Consider the following 20748-nt stretch of genomic DNA (forward strand, 5'->3'; position numbering starts at 1 on the left):
CGCAAGCCGACCATAGAGGTCAATCGTCCTGAAGGAGATCGCCGCGCCGGAACGGCCCCTGGGCCGCAAAGGCATCCGCTGTCTCAAGGACGGCCAGTCGCTCCTGCTCGAGATAATGGGCCACCGCGCGGCGGAACTTGGCGTCGGGCAGGTAGTGCGCCGACCGAGTGGTGACCGGCAGATAGCCGCGCGCCAGCTTGTGTTCGCCCTGCGCGCCGGCCTCGACGATGGCCAGCTTGCGGTGAATGGCGAAATCGATGGCCTGGTGGTAGCAGACCTCGAAATGCAGGAAGGGATGGTCCTCGATGCAGCCCCAGTTGCGGCCATAGAGGCGATCCGAGCCGATGAAGTTGAGAGCGCCGGCGATGTAGCGTCCCTCGCGCTTGGCCATCACCAGAAGGATGCGCTCCGACATCGCGTCCGAGACTTGCGAGAAGAAGGTGCGATTGAGATAGGGGCGCCCCCATTTGCGGCTGCCGGTGTCCATGTAGAAGGCAAAGAAGGCGTCCCAGTGGGCCTCGGTGAGATCCGAGCCGGTGACCCACTCGATCTCGATGCCGGGGGCAAGGGCATCGCGCCGCTCCCGTTTCAGGGCCTTGCGCTTGCGCGATGCCAGCTCGCCGAGAAATTGGTCGTAACTGTCGTAGCCCTTGTTTTCGAAATGGAATTGCTGGTCCAGCCGCAGCAGGAAGCCTTCCGTTTGCAAGGTGTCGACGTCGGTCTCATTGGCGAAGGTGACATGCGCCGAAGACAGCGACAGGTGGTCGGCGACCATGGCGATCCCGCGACCAAGCGCAGCGCGCGCCTCGCCGTCCGCGGTCAGGAGGCGAGGGCCTGTCGCCGGCGTGAAGGGAACCGAGACCTGGAGCTTGGGATAGTAGCTGCCGCCCATGCGCTCATAGGCGTCCGCCCAGCTGTGGTCGAAAACATATTCACCGAAGCTGTGCCCCTTGAGATAGGCCGGGACGACACCGGCGGTCGCGCCCGTTCCGTCCTCAAGCACGAGATGATGCGGCAGCCAGCCGGCCTTGGACGAGACGCAGCCCGAGCTCTCGCAGACCCGGAGAAAATCGTGGCTTGTGAAGGGATTGAAGGCCGCGACGTCCGTGCCTTCCTTGGGCGAAATCCGCCCGTGGTCAGCCACTTGCCAACCGGGATTTGCGAGGCTGTCCCAAATGTGTTTGGGCACCCGACCGATGCCATCGACCGTCTGTAGCCTGTAGGATTCTGTCATCGCGCGGGAGACTCCCATGAAGCCCTGTCCCAGCCTAAGTGAGTTTGCTTGGCATGCAAGACAATCATGGCATTGTGATATTTGGTTGGCTTCAATTGCGACAACAACCAACACATTCATTTTTAACGGAATTTCACTAATGTTTTTTCATCCGGGAGTTGGGATCGGAGGCAGGCTTGGTAAGGCGGAGCACCCAAGGTGACGAAGAGATGCGGCAACTGCTTGCGCAGCTTCGAAACCCGACTCTTACAGTTGGAGATGGTCGCGCCAATGTTCGCAGGCCGTGCAAATGGCCGGCCATCCTGCACAGGATGGCGCAGAATCTTGCCTGTGTGGTGGAAGACATCAGCGTTGGTGGCTGCCGCATCCGGGTGTCATCAAACCGGGTGGATGTTGGGGAATCGGTGACCGTTGACATTCCATCGCAGCAGATGGTGCTGGACGGGATGATTGTCTGGAAGCGGCACGGGGAAGCCGGAATCCAGTTCGGCTATAGCGAAGCAAGCTATTTGAAAAGATGAGGAAAAGGACGATTTTGCAAAATTTGCAAAAACTGTCGTGTTTCATCTTTGTTACAACACGATGTTAATAATGCAAGGATAACATAGCGCAAACTGCATGGAGGGTCTTGAATGCCCAATTCCAGCAACTGCGCAGACATGAATGATATCATCCGCCAACTCAAACATCCGCATTTGCGGGTTGAAGACGGGCGGAAGCACCAGAGAGCGGATTGCCGTTGGCCGGCAACGCTCAATCGTCAGACCACCGCCATCAAATGCTGCGTCGAGAACATCAGTGTCGGCGGCTGCAAGATCCGCATCGGCACAAATGGTCTCGGGGTCGGCGATCGTGTCCAGGTGAACATTCCCGACCAGCAGATGGTTCTGACGGGCATGATCGTCTGGCTCCGTCAGCACGAGGCTGGCGTCAGCTTCCTTTACGCGAACTGTTGACCTGAGAAGTGGTTTCCTTTTAAGTTATTGTAAAATAATGCTATTTTCCGTAGACGTCCTTCGGGTCAAACAGCCTGTCTCCACCGACATCCTCAACGCGAACGTCCCCGGACGCTGCATCCTGTCCCAACGGAATGCGCCGGTAGAAGCAGGATAGGCGGCCGGTGTGGCAGGTGGCGCCGTGACCTTCGACACGCACGCGCATGACGACCGCGTCCTGATCGCAATCGGTCAGGAGCTCGACGACCTTCTGCACGTTCCCCGAGGTCGCCCCCTTGTGCCACAGCTCGGATCGCGACCGGCTCCAATACCAGCCTTCGCCAGTCTTGATGGTGAGCGCGAGGCTCTCCGCATTCATGTGGCCGACCATCAGCACTTCGCCGGTGTCGGCGTCCAGAGTGACACAAGTGATGTTGCCGTCGGCGCCAAAACGCGGCGTCAACACGGCGCCGGCCTCAAGTTCCGACTTTCCACCTGCCTTAGGGAACAACACCTTGGACTCACACATCACTCTTGCTCACTTCTGACCGCGGATCAGCATCATGAACCGCGCCTGTTCCGAAGGATCTTCCTGGAAGCAACCGGTGAAGCGCGCGGTGACCGTGGAGACACCCGGCTTCTGCACGCCGCGCATGGTCATGCACATGTGCTCCGCCTCGATCAGCACCGCCACACCGCGCGGCTTCAGCACTTTCTCGATCGCATTCGAGATCTGTGCCGTCATTGCTTCCTGCGTCTGCAGACGTCGAGCATACATTTCGACGATCCGCGCCAGCTTCGAAAGTCCAACCACACCCTCCGTCGGATAATACGCGATATGCGCATTGCCGATGAAAGGTACCATGTGGTGCTCGCAGTGGGAGTAAAATGGAATTTCCCGCACGAGGATGAACTCTTCATAGCCGGCGACATCGGTGAAGATGCGCTCAAGCACTTGTTCTGCCGTGTCTTTATAGCCGGAGAACAGCTCGCCATAAGCCTTGGCGACGCGCTTTGGGGTGTCCAGCAAACCCTCGCGGGACGGGTCGTCGCCGGCATAGGCGATCAGGGTCCGCACCGCTGCTTCCGCTTCCTCGCGGCTGGGGCGGTGGACTGTGGTGAGCGGCTGGTCGACACCTGTCGGGGCGGAAGAGGCCGGAACGTCGGTCATTTGGTGTCCTTCCCAGCAATTCGGTCGGTCTTGCAGTCCGACGCAACGCCTATGGCGATTGTTTGGAACCTCGCCTATATACTCGCTTCCGGCGGAGGTCAAAGCTGACAGCAGGGAAATCCGCCAGTTGCGACAACAGCTTCACATATGCGCGGCGAAGTCATGATCGACGAAATCTACAACGCCAAAATTCTCGAGTTCGCCGGCAACATTTCGCGGATCGGGCGACTTGCCGAACCCGATGCCACGGCCAAGGCCCATTCCCGCCTGTGCGGATCGACGATCATCGTCGACCTCAAGGTGGAAGGTAATCGTGTCGTTGATTTTGCTCATGACGTGAAGGCTTGCGCGCTCGGGCAGGCGTCAGCCTCAGTCATGGCAAGATGTGTCGTGGGCGCGACGGCAGAAGAACTTCGAGAAGTTCGCGAGATCATGCTGAAGATGCTGAAGGAAGGCGGAGAGCCGCCGACTGGACGCTTCGAAGACATGAAATATCTTCAGCCCGTCAAGGATTACAAGGCGCGTCACGCCTCGACCATGCTGACGTTTGACGCCGTTGTCGACTGTCTCAACCAGATCGAAGCCCGCCAGGCCGGCTGAAACCGGGCAAGGGCAGGCCAGAGGGCAGGGGATAAAACGCGCCATGTGCATCCACTGCGGCCTTGGCTTGAATGTCACGAAAATGTCGCCCAAGCCCTCGTTCAGGGCGGCGCCAATGTCGCGGTTACGTCGCCTGTCGGTGCGATATGTCGCACACCTGCTGATCCGCGGTTATCAACTCACATTATCCCCGTTCATCGGCCGCCAATGCCGCTATCTGCCGACCTGCTCGGAGTATACCGACACGGCCATCCAGCGCTTCGGCTTCTGGGCCGGCGGCTGGATGGGGCTCGCCCGAATCTTGCGATGCAATCCCTGGGGCAGCTCGGGCTTCGATCCCGTGCGCGACCAGCTCGATCCGGCCTATCGCTGGTGGCGCCCCTGGAGGGGAGCCAGGTGGACTGGTCGGCACATGACGAGCCGCAACCGGTTAGGCGGCTGACGCTTCCTCTTCCACATGACGCCCGGACACTTCGGCGCCCGCATTCCGGTCGAGCCGGGTGTAGAGCGGGATCGACATCAGGCCGATGACGGCGAGCACGGCGAAAGCCGGCAGGAAGTCGGAGGCGACCAGGGTCGGGTCGGCGCGTTGGCTGCGGGTCCATTCGAGAGCGCCGGCCGCGACCGCCACGCCAAGGGCGACCGAGATCTGCTGGATCACCGAGGTGAGGCTGGTGCCCTGGCTCATGCGCTTCTGGTCCAGATCGGCATAGGCGAGACCGTTGAGCGCGGTGAACTGCAGCGAGCGGAAGAAGCCGCCGACCAGCAGGATGCCGAACATCACCAGTGGCAGGGTCTCCTTGGTGAAGGTCAGGATCATCAGCATGAAGGTGGTGGTGATGATCGTGTTGAAGATCAGTACGCTGCGGAAGCCGAAGGCCTTGAGGATGCGCGGTGCGGTGAACTTCATGGTCATGGCGCCTGCAGCGGCCGAGAAGGTCAGCATGCCGCTCTGGAACGGCGTCATGCCGAAGCCGATCTGCAGCAGCAGCGGCAGCAGGAAGGGAATGGCGCCGACGCCGATGCGGAACAGGATGCCGGCAAAGACCGAGATGCGGAAGGTGTCGATCTCGAACAGGCGCAGGTCGATGAGCGGCCCCTCGACCTTGCGGGCATGCACCACATAGCCGATCAGCGAGGCAAAGCCGCCGAAGATCATGGTGAGGATCAGCCAGTGCGGCAACAGGCCGATGCCGCTGGCCGCGATGCCGAAGACGAAGCCGGCGAGGCCGACGCTGGACAGCATGAAGCCGACCGTATCGAGCGGGCGCAGATTCTCTTCGCGATAGTTGGTGATGAAGATGCTGACCAGCACCAACCCGAGGATGCTGATGGGAACGTTGATCCAGAAGATCCAGCGCCACTGGAAATAGGTGGTGATGAAGCCGCCCACCGGCGGCCCCAGCACCGGGCCGATCAGGCCGGGCACCGTGAGCCAGGAGAGGGCGCGCAGATAGTCCGACTTGACGATGGAGCGCAGGAGGACCAGCCGGCCGACCGGCACCATCATGGCGCCGCCCGCGCCCTGGATGATGCGGGCGGCGACGAACCCCTCGAGCGTCGACGACAGACCGCACAGGATGGACCCGCCGACGAATACCACAATGGCCAGCCGGAACACCGTGCGCGAGCCGAAGCGATCGGCCACCCAGCCGGAGATCGGCGTGAACACCGCGATCGAGATGAGATAGCTGGTGAAGGCCAGCTTCAGCGAGATCGGATCCACCGCCAGATCACGGGCGATTTCCGGCAGCGAGGTCGAGACGACCGAACTGTCGAGGTTCTCCATGAACAGGGCGCAGGCGACGATGAGGGGAATGAGCATGATGGCGGGAATGGGGTTCTGAGAGGCAAGCGAGGCAGAGCGAGCTACTGCCGTCCGACATTGTCGGCGACGGTGTTGTCGGCCCCGTAATCGCGTATTGCCTCCGTCGGCGAAGCGCCAACGAAAACATTACCGGTCACGGAGTTTTTATGAGCGTCGTCGTCGGGGGGGAGGGCGGCTGTGAGGACGGAACCGGTCGATATACAATAGCTGCGGAAGCCAAAGTTGTAGCCCGTACGCGAGCCGAGCCAGATACCGGGCTTGTCGGGGGTCATAGGCGACTTATAGAGGAAGGTATTGCCATTGAACGCGTTGTTCTGCGGAGCTTGCTGGCGAATGACGCCACCTTCTCCACAATTGCGGTAGACGAAGATGCCCCCCTTCTTCGGGTCGACAAAGCTGTTGTCGCTGATCTCGTTCTTGGCCGAGGCATCGACGGCGATATACTCGCGAGTGGTACGGCCATTGAACTCGTTGTCGAGGATGCGGTTGTGAGCTGTCTCCGCATCAAGGTAGATCATCGTGCTGTTTGACATGCCGCCAAATCGGGACTGGGTTACGCTGACCTGCGTGGCGCCAGGCGATAGATAAAGTGGAATGTGCCCGGTCGCCTGAAAATCAATGTGGACGAACTGAATTTGTGAAGGCGCCGCGGCTTGGGTGCGTTCTGTGTGTCCAGGCTCCCGCGAGGACGCTTTGAGCAACTCGCCCTGGCCGTTCGCTCCCAAGCCGGATACGCGCGCCGAACCCAAAAGACGGCAATCCCGGATGGTGATCTTGGATGGGCGATTCTGCGACATCTCCATCCAATCCTTGCCGATTGCCTGGATGGTGATCATTGTCTTGTTCTTGTTTACGTCGGTCGCAGTGCCGTCGATTGTCGCTCCATTGCACTTAAAATCTATGCCGCTGGCAGCAGCTCCCTCGAAGCGAAGTTGCTTGGTGATTACGTCGTCACGCTTCAAGACCGGAGAGCATGTAACCTGCACACTCGGACTGTCAGCGGTGGCTTGAGCCAGGAGTTCTGCCGTTTGTTCCGCCGAGCAGGTCGGCGCTGTCTGGGCGGCGGCAGGTGAACTTGTCGCGAAACAGACCAGGCCAGCGGAAAGCGCGAGGGCGGCGGTGGTGCAAGATGAACCGATCAAACCTGACATAGGGGATACTTCCTGAAGGCAAGGTGGAGGCGAGCTGACTTCGAACGATAGCTCGAAGGTATTGAATGCTCTGTGAAATCTCGAATGCCCGGCAGTTGCGGCCAAACTTGGTTTTGACTGTGGCAAGGCTGTGCCGCGCGATCGTGTTTTCGTGAGCGAAGTTCAAGATTGCGTGGCACGCATGACTGTTCACCACTTGGCGAAATGAAACGACAGTATCATTGCCATTTGTCCATCAAACCGGTAGGGTATCCAGTGTTTCGGCAATGACGCCGGAACACAAGTTCTCGGGGCGGGGTGCAATTCCCCACCGGCGGTGATGGCGGTTCGTCCGCATGAGCCCGCGAGCGCCTTCAGGGCACTGTCCTGAAGGGTCAGCAGATTCGGTGACAATCCGAAGCCGACGGTATAGTCCGGATGGAAGAGAACGGGTTTTGAGGCTTTTGGCCGTCGACGCGAGGGATGACCTTGTGGAGACGGTTGTCGTCTTTTTCCCGATCGCCCTGATTCCGTTTGGCTCCTTTTTGCAAGGAACAGAAACATGAATCAGAGCCCGAACACCCGCATGTCTCCCTTGGTTGGAGCGGGTTTCATGGTATCGGCCGGTCTTGCCTTTGCCGTGATCAATGTGCTGACCCAGTGGGTCGCGCAGAGCTACAGCGTCTCCTCGACTGCGCTTGCCTTCTGGCAATATGGCCTGTCGCTGGTCTTCTTCGTTCCCTCCCTGATCAAGCTCGGTGCCGGCGCCTTCAAGACGTCGCATCCGATCCTGCATGTGGTCCGCGTGGTGCTGGCCACGCTCGGCGTACAGTTCTTCGTGGCGGCCCTGACCCATGGCGTGCCCATCTGGCAGGTGATCGCCATCGACATGACCTCGCCCTTCATGGTGATCCTGGGCGCGCGTCTGTTCCTGGGTGAGCACATCGGCTTCAACCGTGCGGTTGCTACCGCCGTTGGCTTCGTCGGCGGCATGCTGATCCTGGCCCCCTGGTCCGACGCCTTCTCGGTCTACAGCCTGCTGCCGCTCGGCGCCGCGCTGATGTGGGCGGGATCGTCGATCCAGACCCGCCAGCTCGCCACCATCGAGCGGCCGGAATCGGTGACGGTCTACCTGCTGGCGCTGCTGACGCCGATCAACGCCGTGTTCCTGCTGGCCGACACCGGCTTCTCGCCGACCGCGGCCTTCGTGATCCCGACCGGTCCGGCGCTCTATGGCATCCTGGTGCTGGCGGCCCTGACGGCGGCGGCGCAGTATTTCCTGACGCTGGCCTATTCGCGCGCCGACGCGTCCTACCTGCAGCCCTTCGATCACGTGCGCCTGCCGCTGGGCGTGGTCGCCGGCTACCTGGTGTTCGGCTACGCGCCGGGCGGTTTCCTGTGGGTGGGCGCTGCGCTGATCATCGGTGCTTCGCTCTACCTCCTGAAGGCGGAAACCGGCAGTGCCAACAGCGGCCTTGCCGCCGCCGAGTGAACGCCAATGCTGGAGCGCTTTCCGACCTGACGGAATCATCAGGTCGACTGGAAAGCGCTCCAGCTTCGATAGCCTGAACAGCTGCCTTTCGGTCATGTTGTTTCAACATGATCGACTGAGGCTCTCGTCTCCACCCCGGATATCCACGTCCGGAGTGGTGCGATTTGGGGGCGGACCCTTCCAATGACACGGCAATCGTGCCAAATGTCGCACGAGAAGCCCTAAACGGGCAGCAGTGCGCATAGGTTCAGGATCATGTCGGTCGTCAAATCCATCCAGAACGCCATCCCCCCGATTCATCCGGAGGGACACAAGTTCATCGCGATTTTTGCCGCGGCAACGCTGATCCTCGGCTGGCTGTTCGCGCCTCTGTTCTGGATCGGCCTGATCCTGACCGTGTGGTGCGCGCTGTTCTTCCGCGACCCGGTGCGCGTGACGGCGGTGACGCCCAATCTGGTGATCTCGCCGGCCGACGGTCGCATTTCCTCGGTGGGGCAGGCCGTGCCGCCCAAGGAACTCGGCCTCGGCGACGAACCGCGCCTCAGGATCTGCGTCTTCATGAACGTGTTTGACGTGCACGTGAACCGCGTGCCGGTGACGGGCAAGATCACCCGCATCGCCTACAAGCCCGGCAAGTTCCTCAATGCCGAACTCGACAAGGCCAGTGAGGACAACGAGCGCAACGGCATCGTCATCGAGCGGCAGGACGGTCGTACCGTCGGCGTCGTGCAGATCGCCGGCCTGATCGCCCGCCGCATCTTGTCCTTCACCCGCGAAGGCGAGAGCCTGACGGTCGGCGACCGCTTCGGCCTGATCCGCTTCGGTTCGCGCGTCGACGTCTACCTGCCGCAGGGCGCTACGGCGCTGATCGCCGAGGGTGCCCGTGCGATCGCCGGCGAAACCGTGCTGGCCGACATCGACGGCGAGACCAAGACGCCCTTCGTGCGCGTGTCGTGAGGGCGGAACGGTCATGGCCAGCCTGTTTCCTCCTGTTGATCCGGAGCAAGGACTAAACCCCAACCGCAAGGGCAAGCGTCGCCCGATCCCGCTCCGGATGATCATCCCGAACATGGTGACGCTCTTGTCGCTATGCGCGGGCCTGACCGCCATCCGCATGACCTTCGAAGAGCGCTATGAGATCGCCATCTACGCGATCTTCGCGGCGGCCATCCTCGACAGCCTCGATGGACGCATCGCGCGCTATCTGCGCTCCACCTCGAAATTCGGTGCCGAGCTGGATTCGCTCAGCGACTTCCTGAGCTTCGGCTGCGCGCCGCCGATCCTGCTCTATGGCTGGAACCTCCACTCCATCAAGTCCTTCGGCTGGCTGGCGGTCATCGTCTTCGCCATCGCCGGTGCCCTGCGCCTGGCGCGCTTCAACGTGATGCTGAACGAGGAAAAGCCGTCCTGGCAGGCGAATTTCTTCGTCGGCATGCCCATCCCCGCCGGCGCGCTGGTGGTGCTGCTGCCGATCTATCTGGACCAGATCGGCATCACCGTGCCGCCGCAGCTGGCGCCGCTCGTGGTGGTCTATGTCATCGTCATCGCCGCGCTGATGGTCAGCAGGGTGCCGACCTTCTCCGGCAAGAAGCTCGGCCGCATCCGCCGCGAATATGTGCTGCCGCTGATGCTGGCCGTGGTGCTGTTCTTCGCGCTGCTGGCGAGCTTCCCCTTCGAGATGCTGGCGGCAATCAGCGTGGCCTATCTCGCCTACATCCCCTTCGGTTGGCGGGCCTGGAATCGCCTGGCACGCGCCCATGGCGATCTGGGACAGGAGCTGTCGCTCGACGTGACGGTGCCCGACGAGGATGAAACGGGTCCGGCCGACAAGTCCTGATACCCCTCGTATTAACTGCAATTGTCGTTCTCGACGGAATGGGTGGCGGTCGCGCAGGCGTCCGCCAGATTGCATTTGCCTTGGCGGCGCGAATGCGCTCAACATGGCACTGGCTGGTATGCATTTTCGAGGTGAAGCGACATGGCAGATCAGAACTATCCGCGCGACATGATTGGCTATGGCCGGACGCCGCCGGACGCCGTGTGGCCCGAGGGGGCCAACATCGCGGTGCAGTTCGTGGTGAATTATGAAGAGGGCGGCGAGAACAACATATTGCACGGCGACGCCGCTTCGGAAGCCTTCCTGTCGGAAATCGTCGGTGCCCAGCCCTGGCCGGGGCAGCGCCACTGGAACATGGAAAGCATCTACGAATACGGCTCGCGCGCCGGCTTCTGGCGTCTGTGGCGCCTGTTCACCAGCCGCAACGTGCCGGTGACCGTCTATGGCGTGGCGACCGCGCTGGCGCGGAACCCGGACGTCGTCGCGGCCATGAAGGAAGCCGACTGGGAAATCGCCAGTCACGGTCTCAAGTGGATCGAGTACAAGGACTATTCCAAGGAAGACGAGCGGGCGCACATGATGGAGGCGATCCGCATCCATGAAGAGGTGACCGGCTCGCGTCCGCTCGGCTGGTATACCGGCCGCGCCTCCATGTATTCGACCGAACTGGCGGTGGAGGAGGGCGGCTTCCTCTATTCCTCGGACTCCTATGCCGACGATCTGCCCTACTGGATCAAGGGGCCGAACGGCCCGCATCTGATCATCCCCTATACCCTCGACAGCAATGACATGCGCTTTGCCACGCCGCAGGGGTTCAATTCCGGCGATCAGTTCTTTTCCTATCTGAAAGACGCTTTCGATGTTCTCTATGAAGAGGGCCGAAACGGCAGTCCCAAGATGCTGAACGTCGGTCTGCATTGCCGCCTGGTGGGGCGCCCGGGGCGCGTGGCAGCGCTTCAGCGCTTTGTGGATTACGTCCTGTCGCATGAAAAGGTGTGGACGCCCCGGCGTATCGACATTGCCTGGCACTGGATGTCGCAGCATCGCCCCGAAGACTGAGCCAGTCAAAGTATAGATGACAGTTGAAAATATTGCATAGTTCTGCAGGCAACCGGGGATGTAGCCTGCTTGAACGGATAGATCACAAACTTTGAGCTTGCGAAGAATAATTTCCGCGCTAGCTTGAGCCATCGAAATACGAGCGGTGTTCCAGGGGATGCGAAACGCATTGGGCGCCGGTCGATAACAAGGAGAAACAAAGTATGTCCTTCCATTTCGTTCTTCGTGCTTCGGCAGCCGCCATGCTGGCGGGAACGATGCTGGCCGCGGCAGCCATGCCGTCCATGGCCGAAAGCGTGATCTATCGTGGCAACGGCGGTGAGCCGAAGTCGCTCGATCCTGCCCACACGTCGATCGACATCGAGGAGTTCATCCTCAAGGACTACCTGGAAGGTCTGACCGTCTATGATCCGACCGGCAAGCTGATCCCCGGCGCCGCCGAGAGCTGGACCATTTCGCCCGACGGCACCGTCTACACCTTCAAGATCCGCGAAACCGCCAAGTGGTCCGACGGCTCGCCGGTGACTGCCGACGACTTCGTCTTCTCGTTCCAGCGCGTCGAGAGCCCGAAGGAAGCGGCCGAATACGCCACGATCCTCTATCCGATCAAGAATGCCGAAGCCATCAACGGCGGCAAGGCCGACCCGTCGACGCTCGGCATCAAGGCCGTCGATGCCAAGACGCTGGAAATCACCCTCGAACGTCCGACCCCCTATTTCCTGCAGCTGCTGGCCCACCAGACCGCCCTGCCGGTCTCCAAGGCCGCCGTCACCAAGTTCGGCGCCGACTGGGTCAAGCCGGGCAACATCGTCGGCAACGGTGCCTATGTGGTCACCGAGAACGTCGCCAACGATCACCTGACGTCCGAGAAGAACAAGTACTACTGGGACGCCTCCAACGTTAAGATCGACAAGGTCGTCTACAACCCGTCCGAAGATGCGGCCACCACGATCCGCATGTTCGAAGCCGGTGAACTCGACACGGTCTACAACTTCCCGGCCGACCAGACGGACTTCCTGAAGGGCAAGTTCTCCGACCAGGTGCACATCAACCAGGCGCTGGCCACCTATTACTACGTCTTCGACACCCGCCATGCGCCCTTCGATGACGTGCGCGTCCGCAAGGCCCTGTCGATGGCCGTCGATCGCGACTTCCTCGCCGACAAGATCTACGCCAAGGCCCAGCTTCCGGCCTACAGCCTGGTGCCGCCGGGCATCGTCGGCTACACCGCCTCGCTCCCGGACTTCGCCGGCAAGGACCAGCTCGACCGTGAGGACGAAGCCAAGGCCCTGCTGAAGGAAGCCGGTTACGGTGAAGGCGGCAAGCCGCTCAAGATCGACATCCGCTTCAACACCAACGAAAACCACAAGAAGGTCGCCACCGCTGTGGCCGACATGTGGAAGTCGCTGGGCGCCGAGGTCACCATCCAGAACCTCGACGTGAAGTCGCACTACGCCTACCTGACTGAAGGCGGTTCCTTCGACGTCGCCCGCGCCGGCTGGGTTGCCGACTATGCCGACGCCGAGAACTTCCTGAACCTGCTCGTCTCCACCAACACCTCGTTCAACTATGGTCACTGGAAGAACGAGAAGTTCGACGAGCTGATGGCTGCTTCCTACAAGGAATTCGACGCTGCCAAGCGCCAGAAGATCCTCTCGGACGCCGAGGCCTTCGTGTCCGCCGAGCAGCCGGTTGCCCCGTTCATGGGCAGCGCCAACCTGTGGCTGGTCTCCAGCAAGGTGAAGGGCTGGACGGACAACGCGGTCAACCAGCACCTGACCCGCTTCCTCAGCAAGGACTGATCCTGGCTGACCCAAGGTCCTGACGACCACCTGCGAAAATGCCACTCCTCGTGCCCTGCGGCACGGGGAGTGTGCTTATAGACGCATGGGGTCGAGGGGCCTTCGAGCTCTGCAATTTTCGAAAAATTCCTGCATTTTTTCGAGATAACTTGAGCTTGATCAGAGAGTTCTCCCCCGGATCGATGAAAGATGAGGCAAGACCGCAACGCGGGTTGCCTTGCTGCACATGCAGCGCGCCAAGGAGACTCTTCGTGGCAAGCAACTTGCTCGCGATTGACGGTCGCCCCGGAGATCACTGATGTTCCGATTTGCCTTCAGGCGCTTTCTCAGCGCCGTCCCGACGCTTTTCATCGTCGTGACGCTATCCTTCTTCATGATGCGGATCGCCCCCGGCGGCCCGTTCCATCTGGAACGCCCGCTGCCGCCGCAGGTGTTCGAAAACCTCAACCGCGCCTTCTTCCTCGATCAGCCGCTGATCGTGCAATATGGCCACTATCTGTGGAACCTGATGCACGGCGACTTCGGCCCGAGCTTCATCTATCGCGACTTCACGGTCGCCGAACTGATCGGTAACAGCCTGCCTTACTCCATGACCCTCGGGTTCTGGGCGCTGCTGATCGGCGTGGGCGGCGGCGTGTTCGTCGGTTCGCTCGCCGCGCTGAAGCAGAACAGCCTGATCGACTACATGGTGATGAGTGTTGCCAACATCGGCATCACCGTGCCGAACTTCGTGTTTGCGCCCCTGATGTCGCTGGTCTTCGCGGTTGTTCTCGGCTGGCTGCCGGCCGGTGGCTGGGATGACGGCGGCTTCCGCAATCTCGTCCTGCCGGTGATCTCGCTGGCGCTGCCGCAGTTCGCCGTCTTCGCCCGCATCACCCGCGGTTCGATGATCGAAACGTTGCGCGCCGACCATATCCGCACCGCCCGTGCCTATGGCCTGCCGTCGCGCACCATCGTGATCGTCCACGCCCTGCGCGCCGCACTGATGCCGGTGATCAGCTATCTCGGCCCGACGGCCGCCGGTGTTCTCACCGGTTCGGTGGTGGTGGAAACCGTGTTCAGCCTGCCTGGCGTCGGCCGCTACTTCGTGCTCGGCGCGCTCAACCGCGACTATACGCTGGTGATGGGCACCGTGGTGCTGATCTCGATCTTCATCATTGTTTTCAATCTCATCGTCGACCTTCTTTACGCGGTGCTTGATCCGAGGGTTCGTTATGAGTGAGCAGAAGTCGTCCCCCGTGACGCAAGCGCCGGTTCAGGGGCTCAGCCTCTGGATGATGGCCCGCAGGCGTTTCCTGCGCAACAAGGCCGCCATGTTCAGCCTGTTCGTGCTGATCGCTGTCGCGGTCTTCAGCTTTGGCGGTACCTGGGTTTACCCGCACGCCTATGACCAGATCTTCGACTCTTACGTGGCCATTCCGCCGTCCCTGGAGCCCTATCCCAAGGAAGACACCCTGCACCAGGTGATGCAGGACGCTGCCGAGCACGGACACGTGTCCTTGGCAGATTTCTCGGTGACGGGCAGCACCTACACGGCCAAGGTGACCTCGGACAAGGCGATCGATCCGCGCGTGACGCGCTATCTCGACCGGCCCGACGAGTTCGATGGCGCCGCCATCAAGGAGACGCTGGACGGCGGCAACTCGGCCATCGTCACCGGCACGGTCAATCGCCAGTATTTCCCCTTTGGAACCGACCGCAACGGCCGCGATCTGATGCCTCGCATCATGGTCGGCGGGCAGGTGTCGATCACCGTGGGCATCCTGGCGACTCTGGTGTCACTGGTGATCGGCGTGGTCTACGGCGCGGTGTCCGGCTATATCGGCGGACGCACCGACAATGTGATGATGCGCTTCGTCGAGATCCTCTACTCGCTGCCCTTCATGTTCTTCGTGATCATGCTGGTAGTGTTCTTCGGACGCCATTTCGTGCTGATCTTCGTGGCGATCGGCGCGATCCAGTGGCTGGACATGGCGCGTATCGTCCGCGGACAGACGCTGTCGCTGAAGCGGCGCGAGTTCGTCGAGGCGGCCCACGCCATGGGCCTCTCCAACTGGCAGATCATCAAGCGCCACGTGATCCCCAACACGATCGGCCCCGTTGTGGTGTTCGTGACGGTGCTGGTGCCGCAGGTGATCCTGCTGGAGAGCTTCCTCTCCTTCCTCGGCCTTGGCGTGCAGGAGCCCATGACCTCCTGGGGTACGCTGATCGCGGAGGGCACCACGGGCATGCAATTCGTGCCCTGGCTGCTGATCTATCCGTCCATCTTCTTTGTGGTGACCCTGTTCGCGCTCAACTTCGTCGGCGACGGCTTGCGTGACGCCCTGGACCCGAAGGATCGCTGACATGACGGACAATCTTCTCGAAATCAAAGGCCTGCACGTCCGCTTCGGCACCCCGATCGGCGACGTGCACGCGGTCAAGGGCATCGAGCTCAGTGTCGCCAAGGGCGAGACCCTGGCGATCGTCGGCGAGTCCGGTTCCGGCAAGAGCCAGACCATGATGGCGATGATGGGCCTGTTGGCGTCCAATGGTCGCGTCGAGGGTTCGGCCCGCTTCCAGGGGCAGGAACTCGTCGGCCTGCCGCTCAAGGCGCTGAACCAGGTGCGCGGCAACAAGATCGCCATGATCTTCCAGGAGCCGATGACCTCGCTCGATCCGCTCTACAAGATCGGCAAGCAGCTGGCAGAACCGATGATGTATCATCGCGGCCTGTCGGCGGCCGAAGCGCGCAAGAAGGCGATCGAGCTTCTGGAACTGGTGCAGATCCCCGATCCGACGCGGCGGGTGGATTCCTACCCTTACGAACTGTCGGGCGGCCAGCGCCAGCGCGTGATGATCGCCATGGCGCTCGCCAACGATCCGGAACTGCTGATCGCCGACGAACCGACCACCGCGCTCGACGTGACGATCCAGGCGCAGATCCTGGAACTGCTCGCCGATCTCAAGAAGCGCATCGGCCTCGCCATCATCTTCATCAGTCACGACCTCAACATCGTCCGCCGCTTCTCCGACCGCGTGGCAGTGATGCGGCTCGGCGAAGTGGTGGAGACGGGCAAGGTGGGCGAGGTGTTCGACAACCCGCAGCACCCCTATACCCAGATGCTGCTGGCCTCCGAGCCCACCGGCCGCAAGGCTCCGGTGCCGGACACGGCGCCGATCCTGCTCGAGGGCTCGAACGTCAACGTCGTCTTCCGCATGGGCGGCGGCTTCCTCGGCAGCAAGCCGTCGGAAATCCACGCCGTCAACCAGGTGCAGATCCGTCTGCGCGAGGGACAGACGATCGGCATCGTGGGCGAGTCGGGATCCGGCAAGTCGACCCTCGGCCGCGCGCTGCTGCGCCTCAACCATGGCACGGGACGCATCCGCTTCGAGGATGCCGACATCTCCCAGGCAAGCCGCGAGGCCATGCGCGAACACCGCCGGCACTTGCAGCTGGTGTTCCAGGACCCGTTCGGTTCGCTGAGCCCGCGCATGACCGCTGGCGAGATCGTCACCGAAGGTCTTCTGGTGCACGAGCCGCAGCTGACCAAGGCTGACCGCGACGCGCGCGCCGTGCAGGCCTTCGAAGAGGTGGGCCTCGATCCCAACATGCGCAACCGCTATCCGCACGAGTTCTCGGGCGGCCAGCGTCAGCGCATCGCCATTGCCCGCGCCATCATCCTCAAGCCCAAGGTGGTGGTGCTGGACGAGCCGACGTCGGCGCTCGATCGCTCCGTGCAGAAGCAGATCGTGGAACTGCTGCGCAGCCTGCAGCGAGCCCATGGCCTGAGCTATCTGTTCATCAGCCACGACCTGTCCGTGGTCCGCGCCCTGTCGGACTACATCATCGTGATGAAGAGCGGAAAGATCGTGGAAGAGGGCTCGACGGAGCAGATCTTCGACGCCCCGGCCATGGACTATACGCGCGAGCTGATGGCAGCTGCCTTCGGCCATTGATCAGGCAAAACAGGCCCGTCCGGACACGGGCGGGCCTGCATCTGGACATTGTGGGAATAAAGCAGAGATAGCACTTGAAATTGCCGGCTTGAGGCGGTTCAAGAGAAGGGCATGGCACGTAGGTGAGGCGTGAACATGCCGTTCTGGACCGGTGATGACCGACAAACATTTCGTGTTCCTGCAGGGCATGCCGTCGCCCTTTTTCAGCCGGATCGCCCGCGAGTTGGCGGCGCGCGGCTGCCGCGTGACCGGCGTCAATCTCTGTTTCGGCGACTGGTGGTTCTGGCGCGGCGGGCCGGCAGTGAATTACCGGGGTTCGGAGGCCGGCTGGCCTGAGTTCATCGGCAATCTGTTCGCGCGGGAAGGGGTGACCGATCTCGTTCTGCTGGGCGAGCAGCGCTCCTATCACAAGGCGGCCATCACCGAGGCCAAGGCGCGCGGCGTGCGCGTGACCGTGACCGATTTCGGCTATTTGAGGCCCGACTGGATCACGCTCGAACGCGACGGCATGGGCGGCAACTCGCTGTTTCCAAGGGATATCGCCGCCATTCGTGCCTTCGGCGCGATGGCCGGGCCGGTGGACGCCGTGCGGCGCTACACCGACAGTTTCTGGACCATGGCGCGCGGCGACATGATCTACAGCTTCGGCAATGTGGCAGCGGCTTGGCTCTATCCGGGCTATCGCCGGCCGGACAAGCGGGCCAATCCCTTCATCTATTTCCCCGCCATGGGGCTGCGGCTTCTGGGGGAAGGGCGCCGCAATCAACAGGCGGCGGCCGATTTCGCCCGGTTTGCGGCGCGGGGCGTGCCCTATTACCTGTTTCCGCTGCAACTGCAGCATGACTTCCAGATCGTCGCCTATTCCGATTTCGACGGCCTCGAGCCCGCCATTCGTGAAGTGCTGACCTCCTTCGCCCAGGACGCGCCTGTCGATACGCATCTGATCGTCAAGCCGCATCCCTGGGACCCCGGGCTGAACAACTGGCGGCGCGTGACGGCCCGCATTGCGACAGAGCTCGGCATCGGAGAGCGCGTGCACTACATCGACGGCGGCAGCCTCGACGACATGGTCGGCGGCAGCCGCGGCATGGTGACGGTGAACAGCACCTCCGGCCTGCGGGCGCTCGAGCTCGGCAAACCGCTGAAGGTGCTGGGCCGGGCGCTGTTCGACATCGACGGCCTGACCTATCAGGGAGATCTTGATCGCTTCTGGACCGAGGCTGAACCTGCCGCCGCGGGCGATGTGGCCGCCTTCATGCGGGCTGTCGCCGCAATGATACAGATTCGTGGCGTATATTTCAGCGAGCCGGGGTTGACTGCGGCCGTTCAAGCCGCCACCGATCGTCTCCACCGCCGGGCGGTGGGAATACTACATATTGACTGATTCTGTTGCGGCGACGGCCAGACACGGGGGCTGGGACGTTTGCGAAGCACATTGTGAGGTTGGATGAAGTCCGTCGTTTACAATTCGATTGCCGAGGTGCCGAAGGAGGCGTGGGACAAGCTGGCGTCCCGCCTTTCGATCACCCAGACCTATGATTTCTGGACCATCGTGGAACTGGCGGAGCTCAACGACTTCGACCACCGCTACGCCATCTTCTACGATGCGCACGACGAGCCGCAGATGGCCGTCGCCTTCTATTCCATCACCACGGACATTGCGATCTTCGCGCCGGCGCCGCTGCGCCTGTTGCTGAGCGGCATCCGCAAGTTCTGGCCGGAGTTCCTCAAGGCCAAGATGCTGGAATGCGGCACGCCCATCACGCTCACCAGCCCGGCCCTGATGACGGCCGAGGGCGTTGAGATCGGCACGGCGGTCGACAATGTGGTGAACCTGCTGATGCAGATCGGCAAGAAGGAGAAGCACTTCATCATCGTGGTGCGCGACTTCGAGCCCAATGCCGTTGACTACGAGCCGCATTTCGCGCGCAACCGCTTCCATCTGGTCGACAGCCTGCCCAACATGTGCATGCCGATCCGCTGGAAGACGCGCGAGGGCTATGTGAAGGCGATGAAGAGCTACTATCGTAGCAAGGTCGTCAAGCACATGAAGCGCAACGAGGAGGCCAAGGTGCGCCACGAAGTCGTCGACGACTTCGCCGTATTGGCCGATACGCTCTGCGCCCAGTGGATGGTGGTGCACAACCAGGCCGACGAGTTCCAGCGCGAGGTGCTGTCGCCGAAGTTCTATCGCGAGTTCTCCGAAAAGCTCGGCGACAAGTCCAAGGTGATCCTGTTCTATCGCGACGAATGGCTGGTGGGCCACGCCCTGCTGCTGGTCGACGGCGACATGCTGCGCTGGCTGTATTTCGGGCGCGAGGAAGCGGTCAACGACAGCCTCTACATCTATGTCGGCCAGGCGGTGATCGAGACGGCCATCAAGCTCGGCGTCAAGAAGCTGGAAATGGGCCTGACCACCTATCAGGTGAAGCTGGACATGGGCGCCGAGATCACCCCGATCAAGCTGGCGCTCCGGGCTCCGTCGCCGTCCATCAACCGTTTCGTCGGCAAGGTCTATCCGTGGATGAACCGACCGCCGAAGCTGAAGCCGCGCGACGTGTTCCGCGTTGCCGATCCCAACCCGAAGAAAAATGGCGCGCCGAAGAAGCCGGTTGACCCCAACGCGCCGCAGAAGCCGCCCAAGCCGAAGGCCCCGCCTCAGGCTCCGGTGGCCAAGGCCGAGGCAGAAAAATGAGCGTGCGACGCTGGGCGCTGGTGACGGGAGCCACCGGCTTTGTCGGAGGGCATCTGGCCCGCCGCCTTCTGGACGACGGCTGGTCGGTGCGGCTGCTGGTGCGCGATGCCCGTCGTCTCGACGAAGACCTGGCCTTTCGGACGCAGGTGGTGCCGGGCGATCTCATGGATCGCGGCAGCCTCAATCGCGCGGTGGCAGGTGTCGACGTGGTGTTCCACTGCGCCGCCAATGTGGCGACCTGGGGCGTCTGGGCCGATTATGCCGACGTCAACATCACCGGAACCGAAAAGCTGCTGGCAGCCATCAGCGCCGAGACCCCACATCTGCTGCGTCTGGTCCATCTGTCGACCGTGGACGTCTACGGCTATCCGGACTCGCCGGCCGACGAGACCCGCGAGCTATCGAACGCCGGCTTCGGCTATGGCGAGAGCAAGCGGCTCGGCGAGGCGGCGGTGCGGCAGTGGGCTGAGACGTCGGGCATTCCGACGGTGATCCTCAGGCCCTGCAACATCATCGGCCCCGGCTCGCAATTCATCGAGCGGATCGGCAAGGAACTGCAATCGGGCCTGATGATCACCATCGGCGGCGGCCGCGCGCATGCCGGGCTGCTGCACGTGGGCAATCTCATAGACCGGATGCTCTGGGCGGCGGAAGCGCCGGTCGCCGTCGGCAGGACCTACAACGTGCGCAATGCCGAGGACATGACCTGGGCCGAGTTCCTGAGACAGTTCAAGGCCGCCATCAAGGGCAGGGGGATGGTGCTGCCGCTCTCCTACGGCCTCGCCGAGACCGCAGCGCGCGGCTTCGAGGCGGTGCACCGGGTGATCGCGCCGCGGCACGAACCGCTGCTGCACCGGCTGATCGTCCGCATGTTCGGCAAGACCTGCGGCCATAGCCCGGAGCGAATCCTGGCCGATAGCGGGATGGCGGACAGGGTGGGGCTCACGGAGTCGATCGCGCAATCGGCGAAGTGGTATTTGGGGCGAGGGTGACAACCCCGCTCTTTGGAGCGCTATTGCCGACGCC

At 62.1% G+C, this 20748-nt stretch carries 20 protein-coding genes and 1 riboswitch; of the genes, 15 read left to right on the forward strand and 5 right to left on the reverse strand.

The window, feature by feature from the left end; translation table 11 throughout:
- Positions 1–19: 19 nt before the first annotated feature.
- On the reverse strand, positions 20–1234 hold the full coding sequence (locus L2I41_RS18720) for a GNAT family N-acetyltransferase (protein WP_237155104.1): 1215 nt from the start codon (positions 1232–1234) through the stop codon (positions 20–22).
- A gap of 209 nt (positions 1235–1443) precedes the next feature.
- Here L2I41_RS18720 and L2I41_RS18725 point away from each other — a divergent pair, with 209 nt between their 5' ends.
- Positions 1444–1755: a PilZ domain-containing protein gene (locus L2I41_RS18725; protein WP_237155105.1), complete on the forward strand. Its 312-nt coding sequence runs from the start codon at positions 1444–1446 to the stop codon at positions 1753–1755.
- Positions 1756–1866: 111 nt separating this feature from the next.
- Complete coding sequence (locus L2I41_RS18730; protein WP_237155106.1) at positions 1867–2190, forward strand: PilZ domain-containing protein; 324 nt, start codon at positions 1867–1869, stop codon at positions 2188–2190.
- A 40-nt stretch (positions 2191–2230) separates the two neighbouring features.
- Here the strand turns inward: L2I41_RS18730 and hisI are convergent, their stop codons facing one another.
- Positions 2231–2698: a phosphoribosyl-AMP cyclohydrolase gene (hisI, locus tag L2I41_RS18735; RefSeq protein WP_237155107.1), complete on the reverse strand. Its 468-nt coding sequence runs from the start codon at positions 2696–2698 to the stop codon at positions 2231–2233.
- Between the two features lie 9 nt (positions 2699–2707).
- On the reverse strand, positions 2708–3340 hold the full coding sequence (gene folE, locus L2I41_RS18740; RefSeq protein WP_237155108.1) for a GTP cyclohydrolase I FolE: 633 nt from the start codon (positions 3338–3340) through the stop codon (positions 2708–2710).
- 162 nt (positions 3341–3502) lie between these two features.
- Here folE and L2I41_RS18745 point away from each other — a divergent pair, with 162 nt between their 5' ends.
- A complete protein-coding gene (locus L2I41_RS18745) occupies positions 3503–3940 on the forward strand; it encodes an iron-sulfur cluster assembly scaffold protein (RefSeq protein ID WP_237155109.1) in 438 nt (145 codons plus the stop codon).
- Between the two features lie 115 nt (positions 3941–4055).
- Positions 4056–4382, forward strand: coding sequence for a membrane protein insertion efficiency factor YidD (gene yidD, locus L2I41_RS18750; protein WP_237155110.1), 327 nt, complete (start codon positions 4056–4058; stop codon positions 4380–4382).
- Here the strand turns inward: yidD and L2I41_RS18755 are convergent.
- Together L2I41_RS18755 and L2I41_RS18760 are read right to left on the reverse strand one after the other, a co-directional pair.
- The gene (locus L2I41_RS18755; RefSeq protein WP_237155111.1) at positions 4371–5765 is read right to left on the reverse strand and encodes a DHA2 family efflux MFS transporter permease subunit; all 1395 of its coding nucleotides are present in this window, start codon (positions 5763–5765) and stop codon (positions 4371–4373) included. The genes yidD and L2I41_RS18755 overlap by 12 nt on opposite strands.
- 44 nt (positions 5766–5809) lie before the next feature.
- Complete coding sequence (locus L2I41_RS18760; protein WP_237155112.1) at positions 5810–6919, reverse strand: right-handed parallel beta-helix repeat-containing protein; 1110 nt, start codon at positions 6917–6919, stop codon at positions 5810–5812.
- Between the two features lie 279 nt (positions 6920–7198).
- Positions 7199–7352, forward strand: a riboswitch (FMN riboswitch).
- Between the two features lie 159 nt (positions 7353–7511).
- Here L2I41_RS18760 and L2I41_RS18765 point away from each other — a divergent pair.
- The 11 genes from L2I41_RS18765 to L2I41_RS18815 all read left to right on the forward strand — a co-directional run bounded on the left by L2I41_RS18765 (position 7512) and on the right by L2I41_RS18815 (position 20714).
- Positions 7512–8390 carry a DMT family transporter gene (locus L2I41_RS18765; protein ID WP_237155113.1) on the forward strand — a complete coding sequence of 293 codons (879 nt, stop codon included), beginning with the start codon at positions 7512–7514 and terminating at the stop codon, positions 8388–8390.
- A 255-nt stretch (positions 8391–8645) separates the two neighbouring features.
- A complete protein-coding gene (locus L2I41_RS18770) occupies positions 8646–9347 on the forward strand; it encodes a phosphatidylserine decarboxylase (protein ID WP_237155114.1) in 702 nt (233 codons plus the stop codon).
- A 13-nt stretch (positions 9348–9360) separates the two neighbouring features.
- On the forward strand, positions 9361–10227 hold the full coding sequence (pssA, locus tag L2I41_RS18775; protein WP_237155115.1) for a CDP-diacylglycerol--serine O-phosphatidyltransferase: 867 nt from the start codon (positions 9361–9363) through the stop codon (positions 10225–10227).
- Between the two features lie 141 nt (positions 10228–10368).
- A complete protein-coding gene (puuE, locus tag L2I41_RS18780; RefSeq protein ID WP_237155116.1) occupies positions 10369–11286 on the forward strand; it encodes an allantoinase PuuE in 918 nt (305 codons plus the stop codon).
- A gap of 203 nt (positions 11287–11489) precedes the next feature.
- On the forward strand, positions 11490–13088 hold the full coding sequence (locus L2I41_RS18785) for a peptide ABC transporter substrate-binding protein (protein WP_237155117.1): 1599 nt from the start codon (positions 11490–11492) through the stop codon (positions 13086–13088).
- Positions 13089–13386: 298 nt separating this feature from the next.
- The gene (gene oppB, locus L2I41_RS18790; protein ID WP_237155118.1) at positions 13387–14310 is read left to right on the forward strand and encodes an oligopeptide ABC transporter permease OppB; all 924 of its coding nucleotides are present in this window, start codon (positions 13387–13389) and stop codon (positions 14308–14310) included.
- Positions 14303–15433 (forward strand): ABC transporter permease subunit, encoded by a 1131-nt coding sequence (locus L2I41_RS18795; RefSeq protein WP_237155119.1) that lies wholly within the window; start codon positions 14303–14305, stop codon positions 15431–15433. The genes oppB and L2I41_RS18795 overlap by 8 nt, the downstream gene beginning before the upstream one ends.
- 1 nt (position 15434) lies before the next feature.
- A complete protein-coding gene (locus L2I41_RS18800) occupies positions 15435–17027 on the forward strand; it encodes an ABC transporter ATP-binding protein (protein ID WP_237155120.1) in 1593 nt (530 codons plus the stop codon).
- 154 nt (positions 17028–17181) lie between these two features.
- Entirely contained in the window at positions 17182–18411 is a 1230-nt protein-coding gene (locus tag L2I41_RS18805) for a capsule polysaccharide biogenesis protein (protein ID WP_237155121.1), read from the forward strand.
- Positions 18412–18474: 63 nt separating this feature from the next.
- Positions 18475–19722 carry a GNAT family N-acetyltransferase gene (locus tag L2I41_RS18810; protein ID WP_237155122.1) on the forward strand — a complete coding sequence of 416 codons (1248 nt, stop codon included), beginning with the start codon at positions 18475–18477 and terminating at the stop codon, positions 19720–19722.
- Entirely contained in the window at positions 19719–20714 is a 996-nt protein-coding gene (locus tag L2I41_RS18815; RefSeq protein ID WP_237155123.1) for an NAD-dependent epimerase/dehydratase family protein, read from the forward strand. Before L2I41_RS18810 ends, L2I41_RS18815 begins: the two co-directional genes overlap by 4 nt.
- Positions 20715–20748 lie beyond the last annotated feature (34 nt).

The organism is Oryzibacter oryziterrae, from assembly GCF_021864535.1.
GTDB lineage: Bacteria > Pseudomonadota > Alphaproteobacteria > Rhizobiales > Pleomorphomonadaceae > Pleomorphomonas > Pleomorphomonas oryziterrae.

What these genes read in the sequence shown, in the direction of transcription:
- L2I41_RS18810 (WP_237155122.1), top strand. Translation starts at nt 18,475, where the DNA reads ATGAAGTCCGTCGTTTACAATTCGATTGCCGAGGTGCCGAAGGAGGCG.
- yidD (WP_237155110.1), top strand. Translation starts at nt 4,056, where the DNA reads ATGTCGCGGTTACGTCGCCTGTCGGTGCGATATGTCGCACACCTGCTG.
- L2I41_RS18755 (WP_237155111.1), bottom strand. Translation starts at nt 5,765, where the DNA reads ATGCTCATTCCCCTCATCGTCGCCTGCGCCCTGTTCATGGAGAACCTC.
- L2I41_RS18795 (WP_237155119.1), top strand. Translation starts at nt 14,303, where the DNA reads ATGAGTGAGCAGAAGTCGTCCCCCGTGACGCAAGCGCCGGTTCAGGGG.
- L2I41_RS18720 (WP_237155104.1), bottom strand. Translation starts at nt 1,234, where the DNA reads ATGACAGAATCCTACAGGCTACAGACGGTCGATGGCATCGGTCGGGTG.
- L2I41_RS18765 (WP_237155113.1), top strand. Translation starts at nt 7,512, where the DNA reads ATGGTATCGGCCGGTCTTGCCTTTGCCGTGATCAATGTGCTGACCCAG.
- folE (WP_237155108.1), bottom strand. Translation starts at nt 3,340, where the DNA reads ATGACCGACGTTCCGGCCTCTTCCGCCCCGACAGGTGTCGACCAGCCG.
- L2I41_RS18730 (WP_237155106.1), top strand. Translation starts at nt 1,867, where the DNA reads ATGCCCAATTCCAGCAACTGCGCAGACATGAATGATATCATCCGCCAA.
- L2I41_RS18725 (WP_237155105.1), top strand. Translation starts at nt 1,444, where the DNA reads ATGCGGCAACTGCTTGCGCAGCTTCGAAACCCGACTCTTACAGTTGGA.
- L2I41_RS18805 (WP_237155121.1), top strand. Translation starts at nt 17,182, where the DNA reads ATGACCGACAAACATTTCGTGTTCCTGCAGGGCATGCCGTCGCCCTTT.
- hisI (WP_237155107.1), bottom strand. Translation starts at nt 2,698, where the DNA reads ATGTGTGAGTCCAAGGTGTTGTTCCCTAAGGCAGGTGGAAAGTCGGAA.
- oppB (WP_237155118.1), top strand. Translation starts at nt 13,387, where the DNA reads ATGTTCCGATTTGCCTTCAGGCGCTTTCTCAGCGCCGTCCCGACGCTT.
- puuE (WP_237155116.1), top strand. Translation starts at nt 10,369, where the DNA reads ATGGCAGATCAGAACTATCCGCGCGACATGATTGGCTATGGCCGGACG.
- L2I41_RS18760 (WP_237155112.1), bottom strand. Translation starts at nt 6,919, where the DNA reads ATGTCAGGTTTGATCGGTTCATCTTGCACCACCGCCGCCCTCGCGCTT.
- pssA (WP_237155115.1), top strand. Translation starts at nt 9,361, where the DNA reads ATGGCCAGCCTGTTTCCTCCTGTTGATCCGGAGCAAGGACTAAACCCC.
- L2I41_RS18815 (WP_237155123.1), top strand. Translation starts at nt 19,719, where the DNA reads ATGAGCGTGCGACGCTGGGCGCTGGTGACGGGAGCCACCGGCTTTGTC.
- L2I41_RS18800 (WP_237155120.1), top strand. Translation starts at nt 15,435, where the DNA reads ATGACGGACAATCTTCTCGAAATCAAAGGCCTGCACGTCCGCTTCGGC.
- L2I41_RS18770 (WP_237155114.1), top strand. Translation starts at nt 8,646, where the DNA reads ATGTCGGTCGTCAAATCCATCCAGAACGCCATCCCCCCGATTCATCCG.
- L2I41_RS18785 (WP_237155117.1), top strand. Translation starts at nt 11,490, where the DNA reads ATGTCCTTCCATTTCGTTCTTCGTGCTTCGGCAGCCGCCATGCTGGCG.
- L2I41_RS18745 (WP_237155109.1), top strand. Translation starts at nt 3,503, where the DNA reads ATGATCGACGAAATCTACAACGCCAAAATTCTCGAGTTCGCCGGCAAC.